General features: G+C 58.8%; 13 protein-coding genes. 11 read left to right on the forward strand and 2 right to left on the reverse strand.

Annotated features, from left to right (window positions below; translation table 11 throughout):
• Positions 1-130: 130 nt before the first annotated feature.
• From argC to ACOH1Z_RS13430, 9 genes are all read left to right on the forward strand, one after another.
• Positions 131-1,177, forward strand: a complete 1,047-nt coding sequence (gene argC, locus ACOH1Z_RS13390; protein WP_449648992.1) for an N-acetyl-gamma-glutamyl-phosphate reductase — start codon at positions 131-133, stop codon at positions 1,175-1,177.
• Positions 1,174-2,325 (forward strand): bifunctional glutamate N-acetyltransferase/amino-acid acetyltransferase ArgJ, encoded by a 1,152-nt coding sequence (gene argJ / locus ACOH1Z_RS13395; RefSeq protein ID WP_449648993.1) that lies wholly within the window; start codon positions 1,174-1,176, stop codon positions 2,323-2,325. Before argC ends, argJ begins: the two co-directional genes overlap by 4 nt.
• The gene (gene argB / locus ACOH1Z_RS13400) at positions 2,325-3,239 is read left to right on the forward strand and encodes an acetylglutamate kinase (protein WP_449648994.1); all 915 of its coding nucleotides are present in this window, start codon (positions 2,325-2,327) and stop codon (positions 3,237-3,239) included. Before argJ ends, argB begins: the two co-directional genes overlap by 1 nt.
• Positions 3,236-4,423 carry an acetylornithine transaminase gene (locus ACOH1Z_RS13405; RefSeq protein ID WP_449648995.1) on the forward strand — a complete coding sequence of 396 codons (1,188 nt, stop codon included), beginning with the start codon at positions 3,236-3,238 and terminating at the stop codon, positions 4,421-4,423. Before argB ends, ACOH1Z_RS13405 begins: the two co-directional genes overlap by 4 nt.
• Positions 4,420-5,346, forward strand: coding sequence for an ornithine carbamoyltransferase (gene argF / locus ACOH1Z_RS13410; RefSeq protein ID WP_449648996.1), 927 nt, complete (start codon positions 4,420-4,422; stop codon positions 5,344-5,346). Before ACOH1Z_RS13405 ends, argF begins: the two co-directional genes overlap by 4 nt.
• 67 nt (positions 5,347-5,413) lie before the next feature.
• Positions 5,414-6,613, forward strand: coding sequence for an argininosuccinate synthase (locus tag ACOH1Z_RS13415; RefSeq protein WP_449648997.1), 1,200 nt, complete (start codon positions 5,414-5,416; stop codon positions 6,611-6,613).
• Between the two features lie 2 nt (positions 6,614-6,615).
• On the forward strand, positions 6,616-8,052 hold the full coding sequence (gene argH, locus ACOH1Z_RS13420; RefSeq protein ID WP_449648998.1) for an argininosuccinate lyase: 1,437 nt from the start codon (positions 6,616-6,618) through the stop codon (positions 8,050-8,052).
• 2 nt (positions 8,053-8,054) lie between these two features.
• On the forward strand, positions 8,055-8,642 hold the full coding sequence (locus ACOH1Z_RS13425; protein WP_449648999.1) for a DNA-3-methyladenine glycosylase: 588 nt from the start codon (positions 8,055-8,057) through the stop codon (positions 8,640-8,642).
• Complete coding sequence (locus ACOH1Z_RS13430) at positions 8,642-9,523, forward strand: DUF817 domain-containing protein (RefSeq protein WP_449649000.1); 882 nt, start codon at positions 8,642-8,644, stop codon at positions 9,521-9,523. The genes ACOH1Z_RS13425 and ACOH1Z_RS13430 overlap by 1 nt, the downstream gene beginning before the upstream one ends.
• Here the strand turns inward: ACOH1Z_RS13430 and ACOH1Z_RS13435 are convergent.
• Positions 9,506-10,060 carry a hypothetical protein gene (locus ACOH1Z_RS13435; RefSeq protein WP_449649001.1) on the reverse strand — a complete coding sequence of 185 codons (555 nt, stop codon included), beginning with the start codon at positions 10,058-10,060 and terminating at the stop codon, positions 9,506-9,508. The two genes, ACOH1Z_RS13430 and ACOH1Z_RS13435, sit on opposite strands and share 18 nt — an antisense overlap.
• Positions 10,057-10,695 (reverse strand): DNA-binding protein, encoded by a 639-nt coding sequence (locus ACOH1Z_RS13440; RefSeq protein ID WP_449649002.1) that lies wholly within the window; start codon positions 10,693-10,695, stop codon positions 10,057-10,059. The genes ACOH1Z_RS13435 and ACOH1Z_RS13440 overlap by 4 nt, the downstream gene beginning before the upstream one ends.
• A gap of 125 nt (positions 10,696-10,820) precedes the next feature.
• Here ACOH1Z_RS13440 and tyrS point away from each other — a divergent pair, with 125 nt between their 5' ends.
• On the forward strand, positions 10,821-12,131 hold the full coding sequence (gene tyrS / locus ACOH1Z_RS13445; RefSeq protein ID WP_449649003.1) for a tyrosine--tRNA ligase: 1,311 nt from the start codon (positions 10,821-10,823) through the stop codon (positions 12,129-12,131).
• Between the two features lie 20 nt (positions 12,132-12,151).
• Positions 12,152-12,736: a dihydrofolate reductase family protein gene (locus tag ACOH1Z_RS13450; protein WP_449649004.1), complete on the forward strand. Its 585-nt coding sequence runs from the start codon at positions 12,152-12,154 to the stop codon at positions 12,734-12,736.
• Positions 12,737-13,067: the final 331 nt, after the last annotated feature.

Raw genomic sequence — 13,067 nt, forward strand, 5'->3', positions numbered from 1 at the left:
TGCCGTCTTCGCCGGTTCTCCGCGGGGCTGACGAGCGACGATAGGCGGAGTTTCGCCATGACCCACGAGGTCGTGTCTGAATCACCGCCGCAAGTGTTCTCGTTTCCGAACCCACCTCGAAGGTAATCCCATGTCTATTTCGGTCGCTGTGGCCGGTGCCAGCGGTTATGCCGGTGGCGAGCTTCTTCGCCTCCTTGCCACTCACCCCGAGCTCGATGTCACAACGGTGACCGCGTTTAGTAACGCCGGTCAGCGCCTCATCGATGTGCAGCCGCACTTGCGTTCGCTCGCGCACCTCACACTCCAACCAACCGAGCCATCAGTGCTGGCTGGTCACGACGTCGTGTTCTTCGCACTTCCGCACGGCAAATCGGGAGCCCTGACAGCCGAGCTTGGAGAAGACACTCTGGTCGTGGACTGCGGTGCTGACCACCGTCTTACTTCGGAAGATGACTGGGCAGCCTTCTATGGCGGAGACTACTTCGGCGCCTGGGACTACGGCATGCCCGAACTCCTCCATGCCTCAGGCGGAACGCAACGCCAAGTCCTCACGGGGTCAAAACGTATTGCCGTACCCGGCTGCAACGTCACAGCGATTTCCTTGGCACTTGCTCCCGGCATCCGTTCCTCGCTTATTGAAGCGGAAGACATTGTTGCCGTGCTTGCGGTGGGGCCCTCAGGAGCAGGCAAAAGTCTCAAGGTGAATCTCCTCGCCAGCGAAATGTTGGGTTCTGCATCCGCATATGCCGTTGGCGGCACCCACCGCCACACACCGGAAATTGTTCAGAATTTGAAGGTTGCCGGCGCAGCGACAGTGAGTGTTTCGTTCACGCCAATGTTGGTACCGATGTCCCGCGGCATTCTGGCTACGTCAACGGCGAAACTTGCCGACGGTGTCACAGCAGCGCAGGTGCGCGAAGCGTGGGAAACCGCCTACGCCGACGAACCGTTCATCCACGTATTACCCGAGGGTGCATTCCCCAGAACCGCAGACACTCTCGGCGCAAACACCGCACTCATTGGGCTCGCTATTGACGAAGTAACCCGCCGAGTCGTTGTTATTAGCGCGATCGACAATCTTGTTAAGGGCACAGCAGGGGCCGCCATTCAATCGACAAACATAGCGTTGGGGCTCGACGAAACCCTCGGCCTTGCGCTGGACGGAGTAGCACCATGAGTGTCACATCAGCCGCAGGATTCGAGGCTTCCGGAATTGAAGCCGGGCTCAAAGCAAGTGGTGGTCTTGACGTTGCCCTCGTGGTGAATCGCGGCCCACGCTTTGATGCCGCCGCAGTGTTCACGAGCAATCGTGCCCAAGCGCATCCGATTATTTGGTCCAAGCAGGTCATCGACGATGGCATTGTTTCGGCAATTGCTCTCAACTCGGGTGGGGCGAACTGCTTCACTGGGCCTCAGGGATTCCAAGTAACGCACGCCACGGCAGAGCATGTTGCTGAGGCCCTCGGCATGTCGGCCGGCGATATCCTCGTCTGTTCGACTGGGCTTATTGGTGAGCCCTTGCCGCAAGACAAGGTTTTAGCGGGCATGAGCGCAGCCGCTGCCGCGCTGAGCACCGATGGTGGGGCTGATGCGTCTCGCGCCATCATGACGACAGACAGCAAACCCAAGACCACCGTCGTCTCGGGCACCGGGTACACGATCGGTGGCATGGCAAAGGGCGCGGGGATGCTCGCTCCAGGACTCGCGACAATGCTCGTGGTCATCACCACCGACGCCGCTGTCGCCTCTGCCGAGCTTGACCGCGCACTGCGCGAAGCAACCAGGGTGAGCTTCGACCGTCTCGATTCTGATGGCTGCATGTCGACGAACGATCAGGTCAGCGTGATGGCATCTGGGGCATCAGGGGTCACTCCCGATAGTGACGAATTTTCGTCGCTCCTCACTCAGGTGTGCAATGATCTTGCCGAACAGCTTCAAGCCGATGCTGAGGGCTCAAGCCATGAGATCCGCATTGAGGTTATCGGTGCGCTCAGTGAAGACGAGGCCGTTGTGGTCGGGCGTTCGGTTGCTCGCAACAATCTTTTCAAGGCAGCAATCTTTGGCAACGATCCCAACTGGGGTCGAGTGCTGGCCGCAATCGGAACCACGGATGCCGCCTTCGACCCGTATGCGGTCGATGTTTCGATGAATGGTGTGCGGGTGTGTCACGCAGGAGCTCCCGACCGTTCGCGCGATGAGGTGGATCTCACGGGGCGCACCGTTCACGTGTTGATCGATCTTGCCACTGGCGATGCTGAAGCAACCATTTTGACCAATGACCTCACGCACGATTACGTGCATGAGAACAGCGCGTACTCAAGCTGATGCCGGCGTATACCCACGGCCCAGCTCACGAGCAGGCAATGACGAAGGCGGGAGTGCTCATTGAGGCGCTTCCGTGGTTGAAGAGGTTTCGTAACCGCATCATTGTGGTGAAATTCGGCGGCAACGCGATGATCAACGATGAGTTGAAGCGCGCATTCGTTCAGGACATGGTTTATTTGCGTCTCGCTGGCGTTCGCCCGGTGATTGTTCACGGTGGCGGGCCTCAGATCACGAAGGAACTGAAGATTCGCGGGATCGAGTCGGAGTTCCGTGCTGGTTACCGCGTGACGACGGAAGAGTCGATCGATGTGGTGCGCGATGTGCTCACCGATCAGGTTGGTGCTGAGCTCGTTGATCTCATTAACGAGCACGGCGACCTGGCAAACGGTATTGCGGGTCACGAGCATTCGCTGTTCATCGGTGAACGCATGATCAAGGAGATTGCGGGCGAGCGTATCGATCTCGGTCTGGTGGGCAATGTGACTGAGGTTGATCCTCAGCGCGTGCTTCATGTGTTGGCCGCCGATCGCATTCCCGTCGTGTCGACTCTCGCCCAAGATAGTGGCGAAATAGAAGACGATGGTTCAGGCCTGCTCAACGTCAATGCGGACTCTGCTGCTGCGGCACTGGCTATCGCTCTTGATGCGGCGAAGCTCGTTATTCTCACGGACGTGTCTGGTCTGTACAGTGACTGGCCTAACCGCGAGTCTCTCGTCTCGATCATCAACACCGACGAGCTGCGTGAACTTCTACCGAGCTTGGAATCGGGCATGATCCCTAAGATGACCGCCTGTCTGGCAGCGGTAGATGCTGGGGTTCCTAAGGCAGCGATTATCGACGGCCGTGCGCCGCACTCGATTCTGCTCGAAGTATTTACTCAAGATGGAATTGGCACCGAGGTGGTACCCGCATGACCTGGCAAGACGACTATGCCCACCGCATCATGAACACCTTTGGTCTGCCCAAGGTGGAGTTGGTGCGCGGTGACGGCTGCGCGGTATTCGACTCAGATGGCAAACGCTACCTCGACTTTTTGGCGGGCATTGCGGTTAACTCCCTTGGCCACAATCACCCCGCCGTTGTCGGTGCGTTGACCAGCCAAGCAAATCTCTTGCACGTGTCGAACTTCTTCGCCACTGAACCGCAGCTTGCTCTTGCCGAACGCCTGTTGCGCATTTCCGGTGCTGGCGACGAGGGGCGAGTCTTCTTCGCGAACTCGGGAACAGAAGCTAACGAGGCAGCAATCAAGCTTGCTCGTCGCACCGGTCGCCCCCGCATTCTTTCCCTGCAGGATTCTTTTCACGGTCGTTCCATTGGCGCACTGTCAATTACCGGCAAGGCTGCGCTTCGCGAACCGTTCGAGCCTCTCTTGCCTAACGTTGAGCACATCGATTCCACGATTGAGGCGCTCACTGCAGCGATTGGTCCGGATGTCGCAGCACTCTTCGTAGAGCCCATTAAGGGTGAAGCGGGGGTGCGTGAACTTCCCGCTGGTTACCTCGAGGTGGCTCGGGAATTGACAACTCAGCACGGCGTGCTGCTCATCGTCGACGAAATTCAGACCGGGGCCGGACGCACGGGAAACTGGTTTGGCTTCCAAGAGAGCGGCATTGTTCCCGACGCCATCACCCTTGCGAAGGGCATTGGCGGGGGAGTGCCGATCGGTGCACTCGTGACGTTTGGTGCGGCATCCGCTCTCTTGCAGCCGGGTCAGCACGGAACAACGTTCGGCGGAAATCCGCTTGTCTGCGCAGTCTCCAACGCCGTTTTGACGCAGATCGAAACGGATGACTTGGTGGCGAATTCCGCCACACGCGGGGCGGAGATTCGAAGTGCTCTCGCTCGCATTGATTCTCCGCTCATCAACGACTTGCGTGGTCGCGGACTTCTGATCGGTATCGGTTTGACTGAACCGGTAGCGGCCCGCATTGTGGAATTGGCGCTTGAGCATGGACTCATCGTGAATGCACCTAACGAGTCAACGATTCGACTTGCTCCACCCCTCATCATCGGTGACGACGAGATCGCCGAATTTATTGACACCTTTAGCGCAGTGCTCGCCGCTGTCGCCAGCCCAGCCCTTACGGAGGCATCATGACCAGGCACTTTCTTCGCGATGATGACCTCAGCCCCGCTGAGCAGAGTGAGATTTTGGATCTTGCCGAGCAGATCAAGAGTGACCGTTGGGGCCGCAAGCCTCTTGCGGGCCCTCAGACCGTTGCCGTGATTTTCGACAAGTCATCGACTCGCACTCGCGTGTCGTTTGCGGTGGGTATCGCTGACTTGGGCGGTACTCCGCTGATCATCTCGACAGCGAACAGCCAGTTGGGCGGCAAAGAGACTGCCTCAGACACCGCTCGAGTGCTGGAGCGTCAGGTGGCGGCCATTGTCTGGCGCACGTATGGCCAAGAGGGTCTTATCGAGATGGCGCACGGAACCCAGGTTCCCGTAATCAATGCTCTGAGCGACGAGTTCCACCCGTGCCAACTGCTTGCCGATCTGTTGACCATCCGTGAACACAAGGGTGAGCTCAAGGGGCTCACTGTTGCTTTCCTCGGTGATGGTGCAGACAACATGGTGCACTCCTATTTGTTGGCAGGTGCCACAGCAGGAATGCATGTGCGCATTGCGTGCCCCGAAACCTATCTGCCGTTGGCGGATGTCGTGGCTGACGCAGAGAAGATTGCAGCATCCACGGGTGGTTCGATTGCCATTCTCACGGATGCTACTGAAGCCGTGAGCGGAGCGGATGTTGTCGTTACTGACACGTGGGTTTCGATGGGCAAAGAAGAAGAGAAAGCTGAGCGGGTAGCAGCGCTCAGCCTGTACAAGGTGGATGCCGCGCTGATGGCACTCGCAAAGCCTGACGCAATCTTCTTGCACTGCTTGCCTGCCGATCGCGGGTACGAGGTTGAGGCCGACGTTATCGATGGTCCGCAGAGTGTCATCTGGGATGAGGCGGAGAACCGCCTCCACGCCCAGAAGGCGCTCATGGTGTGGTTGCTCGAACAGGCCGCCTAGTTTTCGGCGGTGTTAGGCCGCCGGTGTAGTTCCCTAAACTGAATCACGACTTCAAGGAGAAAATCACATGTCAGAACGCGTTGTACTCGCCTACTCAGGCGGACTCGACACCTCCGTAGGTATCGGTTGGCTCAAGGACGCCACAGGCAAAGAGGTTGTCGCTTTGGCGATTGACGTCGGCCAGGGTGGCGAAAACATGGACGACATCCGTCAGCGTGCTCTCGATTGTGGTGCTGTTGAGTCGATTGTTGTTGACGCGAAGGATGAGTTCGCTGATGACTTCCTCATGCCAGCTCTCAAGACCAACGCGCTCTACCAGAAGCGTTACCCTCTCGTTTCAGCTCTCAGCCGTCCGCTGATCTCTCGCCACCTCGCGCTGACCGCTCAGGCTCTTGGCGCCGACAGTGTTGCTCATGGTTGCACTGGCAAGGGAAACGACCAGGTGCGCTTTGAAGCCGCCGTTGCTGCTCTCGCTCCCGACCTCACGAGCATCGCGCCCGTGCGGGACCTTGCTCTTACTCGTGACAAGGCGATCATCTATGCGGAAGAGCACAACCTTCCGATCCGTCAGTCTGCGGCGAGCCCGTACTCGATCGACAAGAACGTCTGGGGCCGTGCGGTCGAGACTGGCTTCCTCGAAGACCCGTGGAACGCCCCCATCGAAGACCTTTACGAGTACACCTCAAACCCCGAAGCTGGCCTTCCGGCTGACGAAGTGACCATCACCTTCGAAGCCGGTATCCCCGTTGCCATCGACGGCGTTTCGATGTCGGCGCTCGCCATCGTTGAGCACATGAACGCAATTGCGGGCAAGCACGGCGTTGGCCGCATTGACATGGTTGAGGACCGTCTTATCGGTATCAAGAGTCGTGAAGTTTACGAAGCTCCCGGCGCGATTGCGCTCATCGCCGCCCACGAAGAGCTTGAGTCACTCACCCTTGAGCGCGACCTCGGTCGCTACAAGCGCGGCGTTGAAACCGAATGGTCCAACCTGGTTTACGACGGACTCTGGTACTCAGGGCTCAAGCGTTCACTCGACGCGTTCGTTGAAGACACGCAGCGCTACGTCAGCGGAGAAATCCGTATGACCCTTCACGGCGGTCGTGCAGTGCCGACCGGTCGCAAGTCGGAGCAGAGCCTCTACGATTTCAGCCTTGCCACCTACGACACCGGGGATACCTTCGACCAGTCACTGGCGAAGGGCTTCATCGACCTCTGGTCGCTGCCAAGCAAGATCTCGGCTCGCCGCGACGCAAAGCAGGGCTAATCATGGCGCAATCTGCTGAAACTGGTGAAGGACAACTCTGGGGAGCCCGCTTCGCAAGCGGTCCATCGCCGGAGCTTGCCCGGTTGAGCAAATCGACTCACTTCGATTGGCAGCTTGCGCAGTACGACCTCGCCGGTTCGCGAGCGCACGCACAGGCGCTCGCGGCCGCCGGGTATCTCAACGACGTCGAACTCGAAACGATGGTGGATGCTCTGCAGTCGTTGAGCGAAGCTGTCGCCGATGGAAGCTTTACTTCTCTCGAATCTGAGGAAGATGTTCACGCTGCTCTGGAGCGTGGACTCATTGAGCGCGCTGGGGCTGACGTCGGAGGTAAACTCCGCGCCGGACGCAGCCGCAACGATCAAATCGCTACCCTCGTGCGCCTCTATCTGCTCGATCACGCTGGTGCGATTGCGAAAATGGTTGTCGACCTGATCGATGCTCTGGTTGCTCAGGCAGAGAAGCACGAGTCAGCGATCATGCCGGGGCGCACCCACCTCCAACATGCGCAGCCTGTACTGCTCGCGCATCACTTGCTCGCCCACGCCTGGCCGCTCGTGCGCACGCTCGAGCGTTTGCGTGATTGGAAGGTCCGAGCATCCACATCACCGTATGGCTCTGGTGCGCTTGCCGGCAGCACCCTCGGACTCGATCCGGCTCTGGTTGCTCGTGAGCTTGGGCTTGCTCGCCCGACCGAAAACTCGATCGATGCGACTGCGAGCCGGGACGTTGTGGCTGAATTTGCGTTCATCACGGCTCAGCTCGGCATCGACATCTCGCGACTGAGCGAAGAGATAATTCTCTGGAACACGCGTGAGTTCGATTTTGTGCAACTCGATGATGCTTATTCCACTGGTTCGTCGATCATGCCGCAGAAAAAGAATCCAGACATTGCGGAGCTTGCTCGCGGCAAGGCTGGACGCCTCATTGGCAACTTGACGGGTCTCCTCGCCACGCTTAAGGCACTTCCGTTGGCTTACAATCGCGACCTGCAAGAAGACAAAGAGCCGGTTTTTGATTCAGTTGAGACTCTCGAGGTTCTGCTGCCAGCCTTCACGGGAATGATCGCCACGCTGCGTTTCAATACTGCCCGCATGGCCGAACTTGCGCCGCAGGGTTTTTCTTTGGCGACGGATGTTGCGGATTGGCTCGTGCGTCAGCACGTTCCGTTCCGTGAAGCCCACGAGATCAGTGGTTCTTTGGTGCGGTTCTGCGAAGACAACTCGCTTGAACTTCACGAGCCATCAGATGAGGACTATGCAGCCATTTCCCCCCACCTCACGGGTGATGTGCGCGCCGTGCTCACGGTAGAAGGTTCTGTGTCGAGTCGCGCCGGCATCGGTGGCACAGCCCCTGTTCGTGTTGCAGAGCAGCGCGCCGAGCTCACTGAGCGAGTTCGCGTGCTTGCGGCATCGCTTGATCCTCAGGTCCTTCGCTAGACGTGTTCGAACTGCTCAGCAGGCCGGCGACTGAGGTTGCACCGTTGTTGCTGGGTGCTGTCGTGCGGGTTGGTGATGTTGCTGTTCGGCTCACCGAAGTCGAGGCCTATATGGGGGAGCGTGATCCGGGGTCCCATGCGTTTCGGGGCCCGGGAAAACGCAATGCCGTGATGTACGGACCGCCAGGCCACTTGTACACCTACTTCACCTACGGCATGCATACGTGCGCGAACGTGGTGTGTATGCCGGAGGGCAATGCATCCGCGGTACTGCTGCGTGCGGGAGAAGTCATCGCGGGTGTTGACGTTGCCACAGAACGACGAGCACGTTCTCGAAAGCGTACCGATCTCGCGCAGGGCCCAGCACGCCTCGTTGTTGCGCTCGGGATTGGGTTGGATGACGCCGGTACTGACCTTGAGTCGGGTCGCGTGCGCTTAGAGCTCCCTTCCTCGGCAGCACCGTTCGAAGCGGGGCCACGCACTGGAGTTGCCGGTGACGGTGGTTCTGATGATTATCCGTGGCGTTTCTGGATTCCGGGTGAGCCGAGCGTGTCACCGTATCGGTCAGCAGCGAAGCGCAATCCCACCTGATGGCCCGCTTTACCGCACTTGAGCAGCGAATTGATGAGTGGGCTCATCGCACGCTCGATCAACAATCTCACCGTCGACCAAGCCGTGCTCGAACCTGGGTAATTGAGTTCACGGTCTTCGTGCTCAAACAGGCTTGGGCATGCGTTTTTGGTGGCGCGTTGCTGGCGGTGCTCGTACTCACACGGCTCTGGTACCCCGAGTCGGCGACCCTGGCGCGCAACGATTTTTTGGTGCTGGCAGCGCTGACGATTCAAGTTCTCATGGTGGTGTTCAAGCTCGAGACTCTGCGGGAACTTCGGGTGATCATCCTGTTCCACATCGTGGGTACGGTGATGGAAATTTTCAAGACGGATGCCGGCTCGTGGACGTATGAGGGCGACGGCATCCTGCACGTTTTCGGGGTTCCGCTGTATAGCGGCTTCATGTATGCGGCGGTTGGTTCGTATATGGTGCGGGTTTTCCGCCTCTTTGAGTTGCGTTTTGATCGGTATCCGCGTCGTTGGATTACGGCGATTCTGGCGCTGCTCATCTATATCAACTTCTTCAGCCACCATTTCATCCTCGACGCACGCTGGTTCCTGTTTGTGGCAATCGCGGTGGTCTATTGGCGCACGGTGATGCACGTGCGTGTATCGCGGGCACGTTTCCGGATGCCCGTGCTTGTCGCGTTCGTGCTTGTCGCGATTTTCATTTGGATCGCAGAGAACGTGGCGACGTGGTCAAACGCCTGGGTCTATCCCAATCAATCGCAGGGTTGGGAACTGGTGTCTATTGCCAAGCTCGGATCGTGGTTGCTGCTGATGATCGTGTCGGTGGTGCTCGTCACGTGGGTTGAGAAGCCGCGACCGCCCGAGGTGGAGCGGTTAGCGCCCGAGCAGTAGGGCTGCGGTGCAGAGGCCGGCCCAGACGAGACTCACGAGCGTGCCGATGATGAATCGTTCACGGGCGGCCGCATTTTCCAGTTCGGAGAATCGACCAAGACCTTTGATTGCGATGATGGCCGCGATTGCACCGGGTTGCCCGACCATAATCGACCCGATGAAGGCGAAGCGTTCGAGGTAGCCGATGGTTGTGCCGCCACGCAGAATCTCCCGCTGGGGCAGGGGAGAGTCAGCATCACTGACCAGAATTCCCCCGTGGATGCCGCGGGTTGCCGGGTACGATGCGAGCGAGAGTACGTAGGCCACGAGGGGGCTTCCGGCGACGGTAGCCAGCGCAATCATGGCAACACTCATGAGTATGACGAGGCCCGAAAGGTCGCTGGGAAGTGGGTTCTGGGTTGAGCCAAGGATGAGGGCTAGCGCGACCGGCACGAAGGCGGATGTTGCTAGCCAATACTTTTCGGTGCGCGTCGCGATCATGGCTGTGCCGATTGCGCCGATCGTGAGAATCAGTACGGTTATCCACCAGCCGATCATGAAGTGCCTTCCTCTGCGTTGAATGCTTTGTCTATTGTCAGTGCGTCGTGGGCTCTGTCGAGAAGGTTAGCAAGTGCGCTCACGGCGTCTTCCTCTGTGCGCAGTCCGGCAACGAGGGCTCGTTGACTTGCTGATTGCGGTGAGATTCCGAGTCGTTCGGCGGCATCAGCTTGAGTGATTCCGGTGTTGAGCAGGTCGTACAGTTCCCACCCGTTGTCGGTGCGCCGGTTTCTCATCAGGATGAGGAGTTCGAGCAGCGGGTCGATGTCGCGGGCGAGTTCGCTGGTTGGATCTGATTCGACGGCGCACTTTGCGGGACTTTTCTTGGCTCGGTCTATTGCGGTGCGCGCGGCGATAAAGGCGGGGCCGCTTGTTGCGCGAACGGTGGCGCCGAAGGGCGTTGGCACGGCGCCGATTCCGATGCCGACGCTCCATTGGCCGGTTCGCGTGAGTTCGAGGGCGATCTCGAGAGCTGCTTGTGCGGAGTTCAGCAACATTTGCACTTCGTCACCTGCGGTGCGTTCGGCGGTGAGGGCGAGGTCGTTCTGCCGCTCAGCATTGAGCAATTGCAGTGCTTCGGCTACGGCATCCGCGCTGCGTCTGCTGTTTCGTTGATCTGCTGTAATGACAAACATAACTAAAGGCTACAGCATTGATTCGTAAATATCAGGCCCACAGCATTGATTCTTGACAATCAGACTCTCAGCCTTGCTTCCCTGCCGCGTCACGAGTTGCCGCAACCTCCACTACGGTTAAAGGCGTGTCAGCGACCGCATCAGAATCACTCAGCAATCAAAGCAACGACGCCTCTTTCGCGACCCTGTGGGACGAACTCGTCTGGCGCGGCCTCGTGCATGTCTCGACAGACGCGGATGCTCTCAAGGAGCTTCTGGCTGGCGACCCAATCACCTACTACTGCGGATTCGATCCGACTGCACCAAGCCTGCACCTCGGAAACCTCGTGCAGCTCCTGCTGCTTCGCCGCCTCCAGCTTGCTGGCCACAAACCGCTTGGACTCGTTGGGGGAGCCACCGGCCTCATTGGAGATCCTCGGCCCACGGCTGAACGCACCCTCAACGACAACGAGACGGTTGCCGAATGGGTGAGCTACTTGCAGGCTCAGGTTTCGAAGTTCCTCAGCACCGAGGGCGACAATGCGGTGCGCATGGTCAATAACCTCGACTGGACAGCGCCGATGAGCGCGATCGACTTTCTGCGGGATGTCGGCAAGTACTTCCGGGTCGGCACAATGCTGAAGAAGGATGCCGTCAGCGCACGCCTTAACAGTGACGCCGGAATTAGCTACACCGAGTTCAGCTACCAAGTCATGCAGGGTATGGACTATTTGGAGCTCTACCGCAGCTACGGTTGTGTGCTGCAGTCGGGCGGCAGTGATCAGTGGGGCAACCTCACGAGCGGTACAGATCTCATCCACAAGGCTGAGGGCGCAAGCGTTCACGCGATCGGTACCCCGCTCATCACCAACTCGGATGGCACCAAGTTCGGCAAGAGTGAGGGCAATGCGATCTGGCTCGACTCTGAGATGACGAGCCCGTACGCGTTTTACCAGTTCTGGCTCAACACTGATGATGCGGATGTCATCCAGAGGCTGAAGATTTTCACGTTTTTCTCGCGGGAACGTATTTCAGAACTCGAAACTGCTGTGGCGGAGGCGCCGTTTAGGCGCGAAGCGCAGAAGACCCTTGCCTTCGAGGTGACGTCGTTGGTTCACGGCCGCGCTGCCACCGAAGCGGCGATATCGGCGTCTGCTGCGCTATTCGGCCAGGGGGAGTTGGCATCGTTGGATGCCCACACTCTTGCTTCAGCGCTGCGAGAGCTCAACCACGTCGATGCCGCAGCGGATGCCACTATCGTGCAACTGCTCGTAGATACTGCGCTGGTGTCGAGTGCGAGTGAGGCGCGTCGCGCCATTTCGCAGGGTGGCGTCTACCTCAACAATGTTGCGGTGGCGGATGACCAGGCGACTGTTGGTGGTGATTTGTTGCCAGGGGATGTGGCGGTTCTCCGTCGCGGCAAGAAGACCCTCGCTGGAATTTTCGTTACGTCGTAGGGTCGGCGTAGCCTGACGGAATGTCCCGCATTCTGTTCGAAACCGCGTCCACACTCAACGGTTATATTGCTGACGAGGCAAATTCTCTTGAGTGGCTTTTCGCTGTTGCGGATGATGAAACCCCCGCTGTTGCTCCCACTGCGACCGTTCTGGTCGAGGGGGCGACCACCTATGAGTGGGTGCTCGAGCACGAAGACCTCATCGCGCAACCGCATAAGTGGGCTGAACTTTTTGGTGACAAGCCGACCTTTGTCTTCACGACTCGCGATTTACCGGTTCCCCACGGTGCCGACGTTCGATTCGTTCGAGGCAACGTTGCGGATGCTCTGCCCGCGATCCGCGAAGTTGCGGGTGACGGCGACATCTGGGTCGTCGGTGGCGGCGAATTGGCTGGCCAATTCTTCGATGCGGGAGCCCTCGATGAAATCTCTATCTCGTTCGCGCCCGCAGCTGTGCTGGGTGGTGCGCCACTCTTTCCTCGCGTCGTGGGCGCCGATCGCTTGCGCTTGACCTCAGCCGCGGCTGTAGGCCAATTTGTCCACGTGGTTTACGAAGTCGTGCCCTTGTCAGTCCCCGCGTCGATGTCGGTGATGAACACGCGCTAAGCATTCGGCAGCGGAGCCGTGGCACTCGTCATTTCGATTCCTCGCCAATTCTGGTCGCCCACCCTCAACTTTCAGCGCCGAGTGTGGTCGGAGCACAGTGTTTTGTGGTGCTCACTTTCTCGACACGCCCGGGATGTTCTCGGTATTGGCGGGAGGGGGATTCTGCACGTAAAGTTCTTTCTAGTCACCCCAAAGGTGCGGATCGCTAAGTCAGTTTTTGCTGCTGAGTGTCCGGCCTCAAGTGGGGACCACCATCCTCCTCAACTTTCGAGTTGTGGTCGAGTCAAACATCGTTTTACCTCTTGTGGGTTTCGGTGTCAGATCTTAGGAT

Source organism: Rhodoglobus sp., from assembly GCF_053580035.1.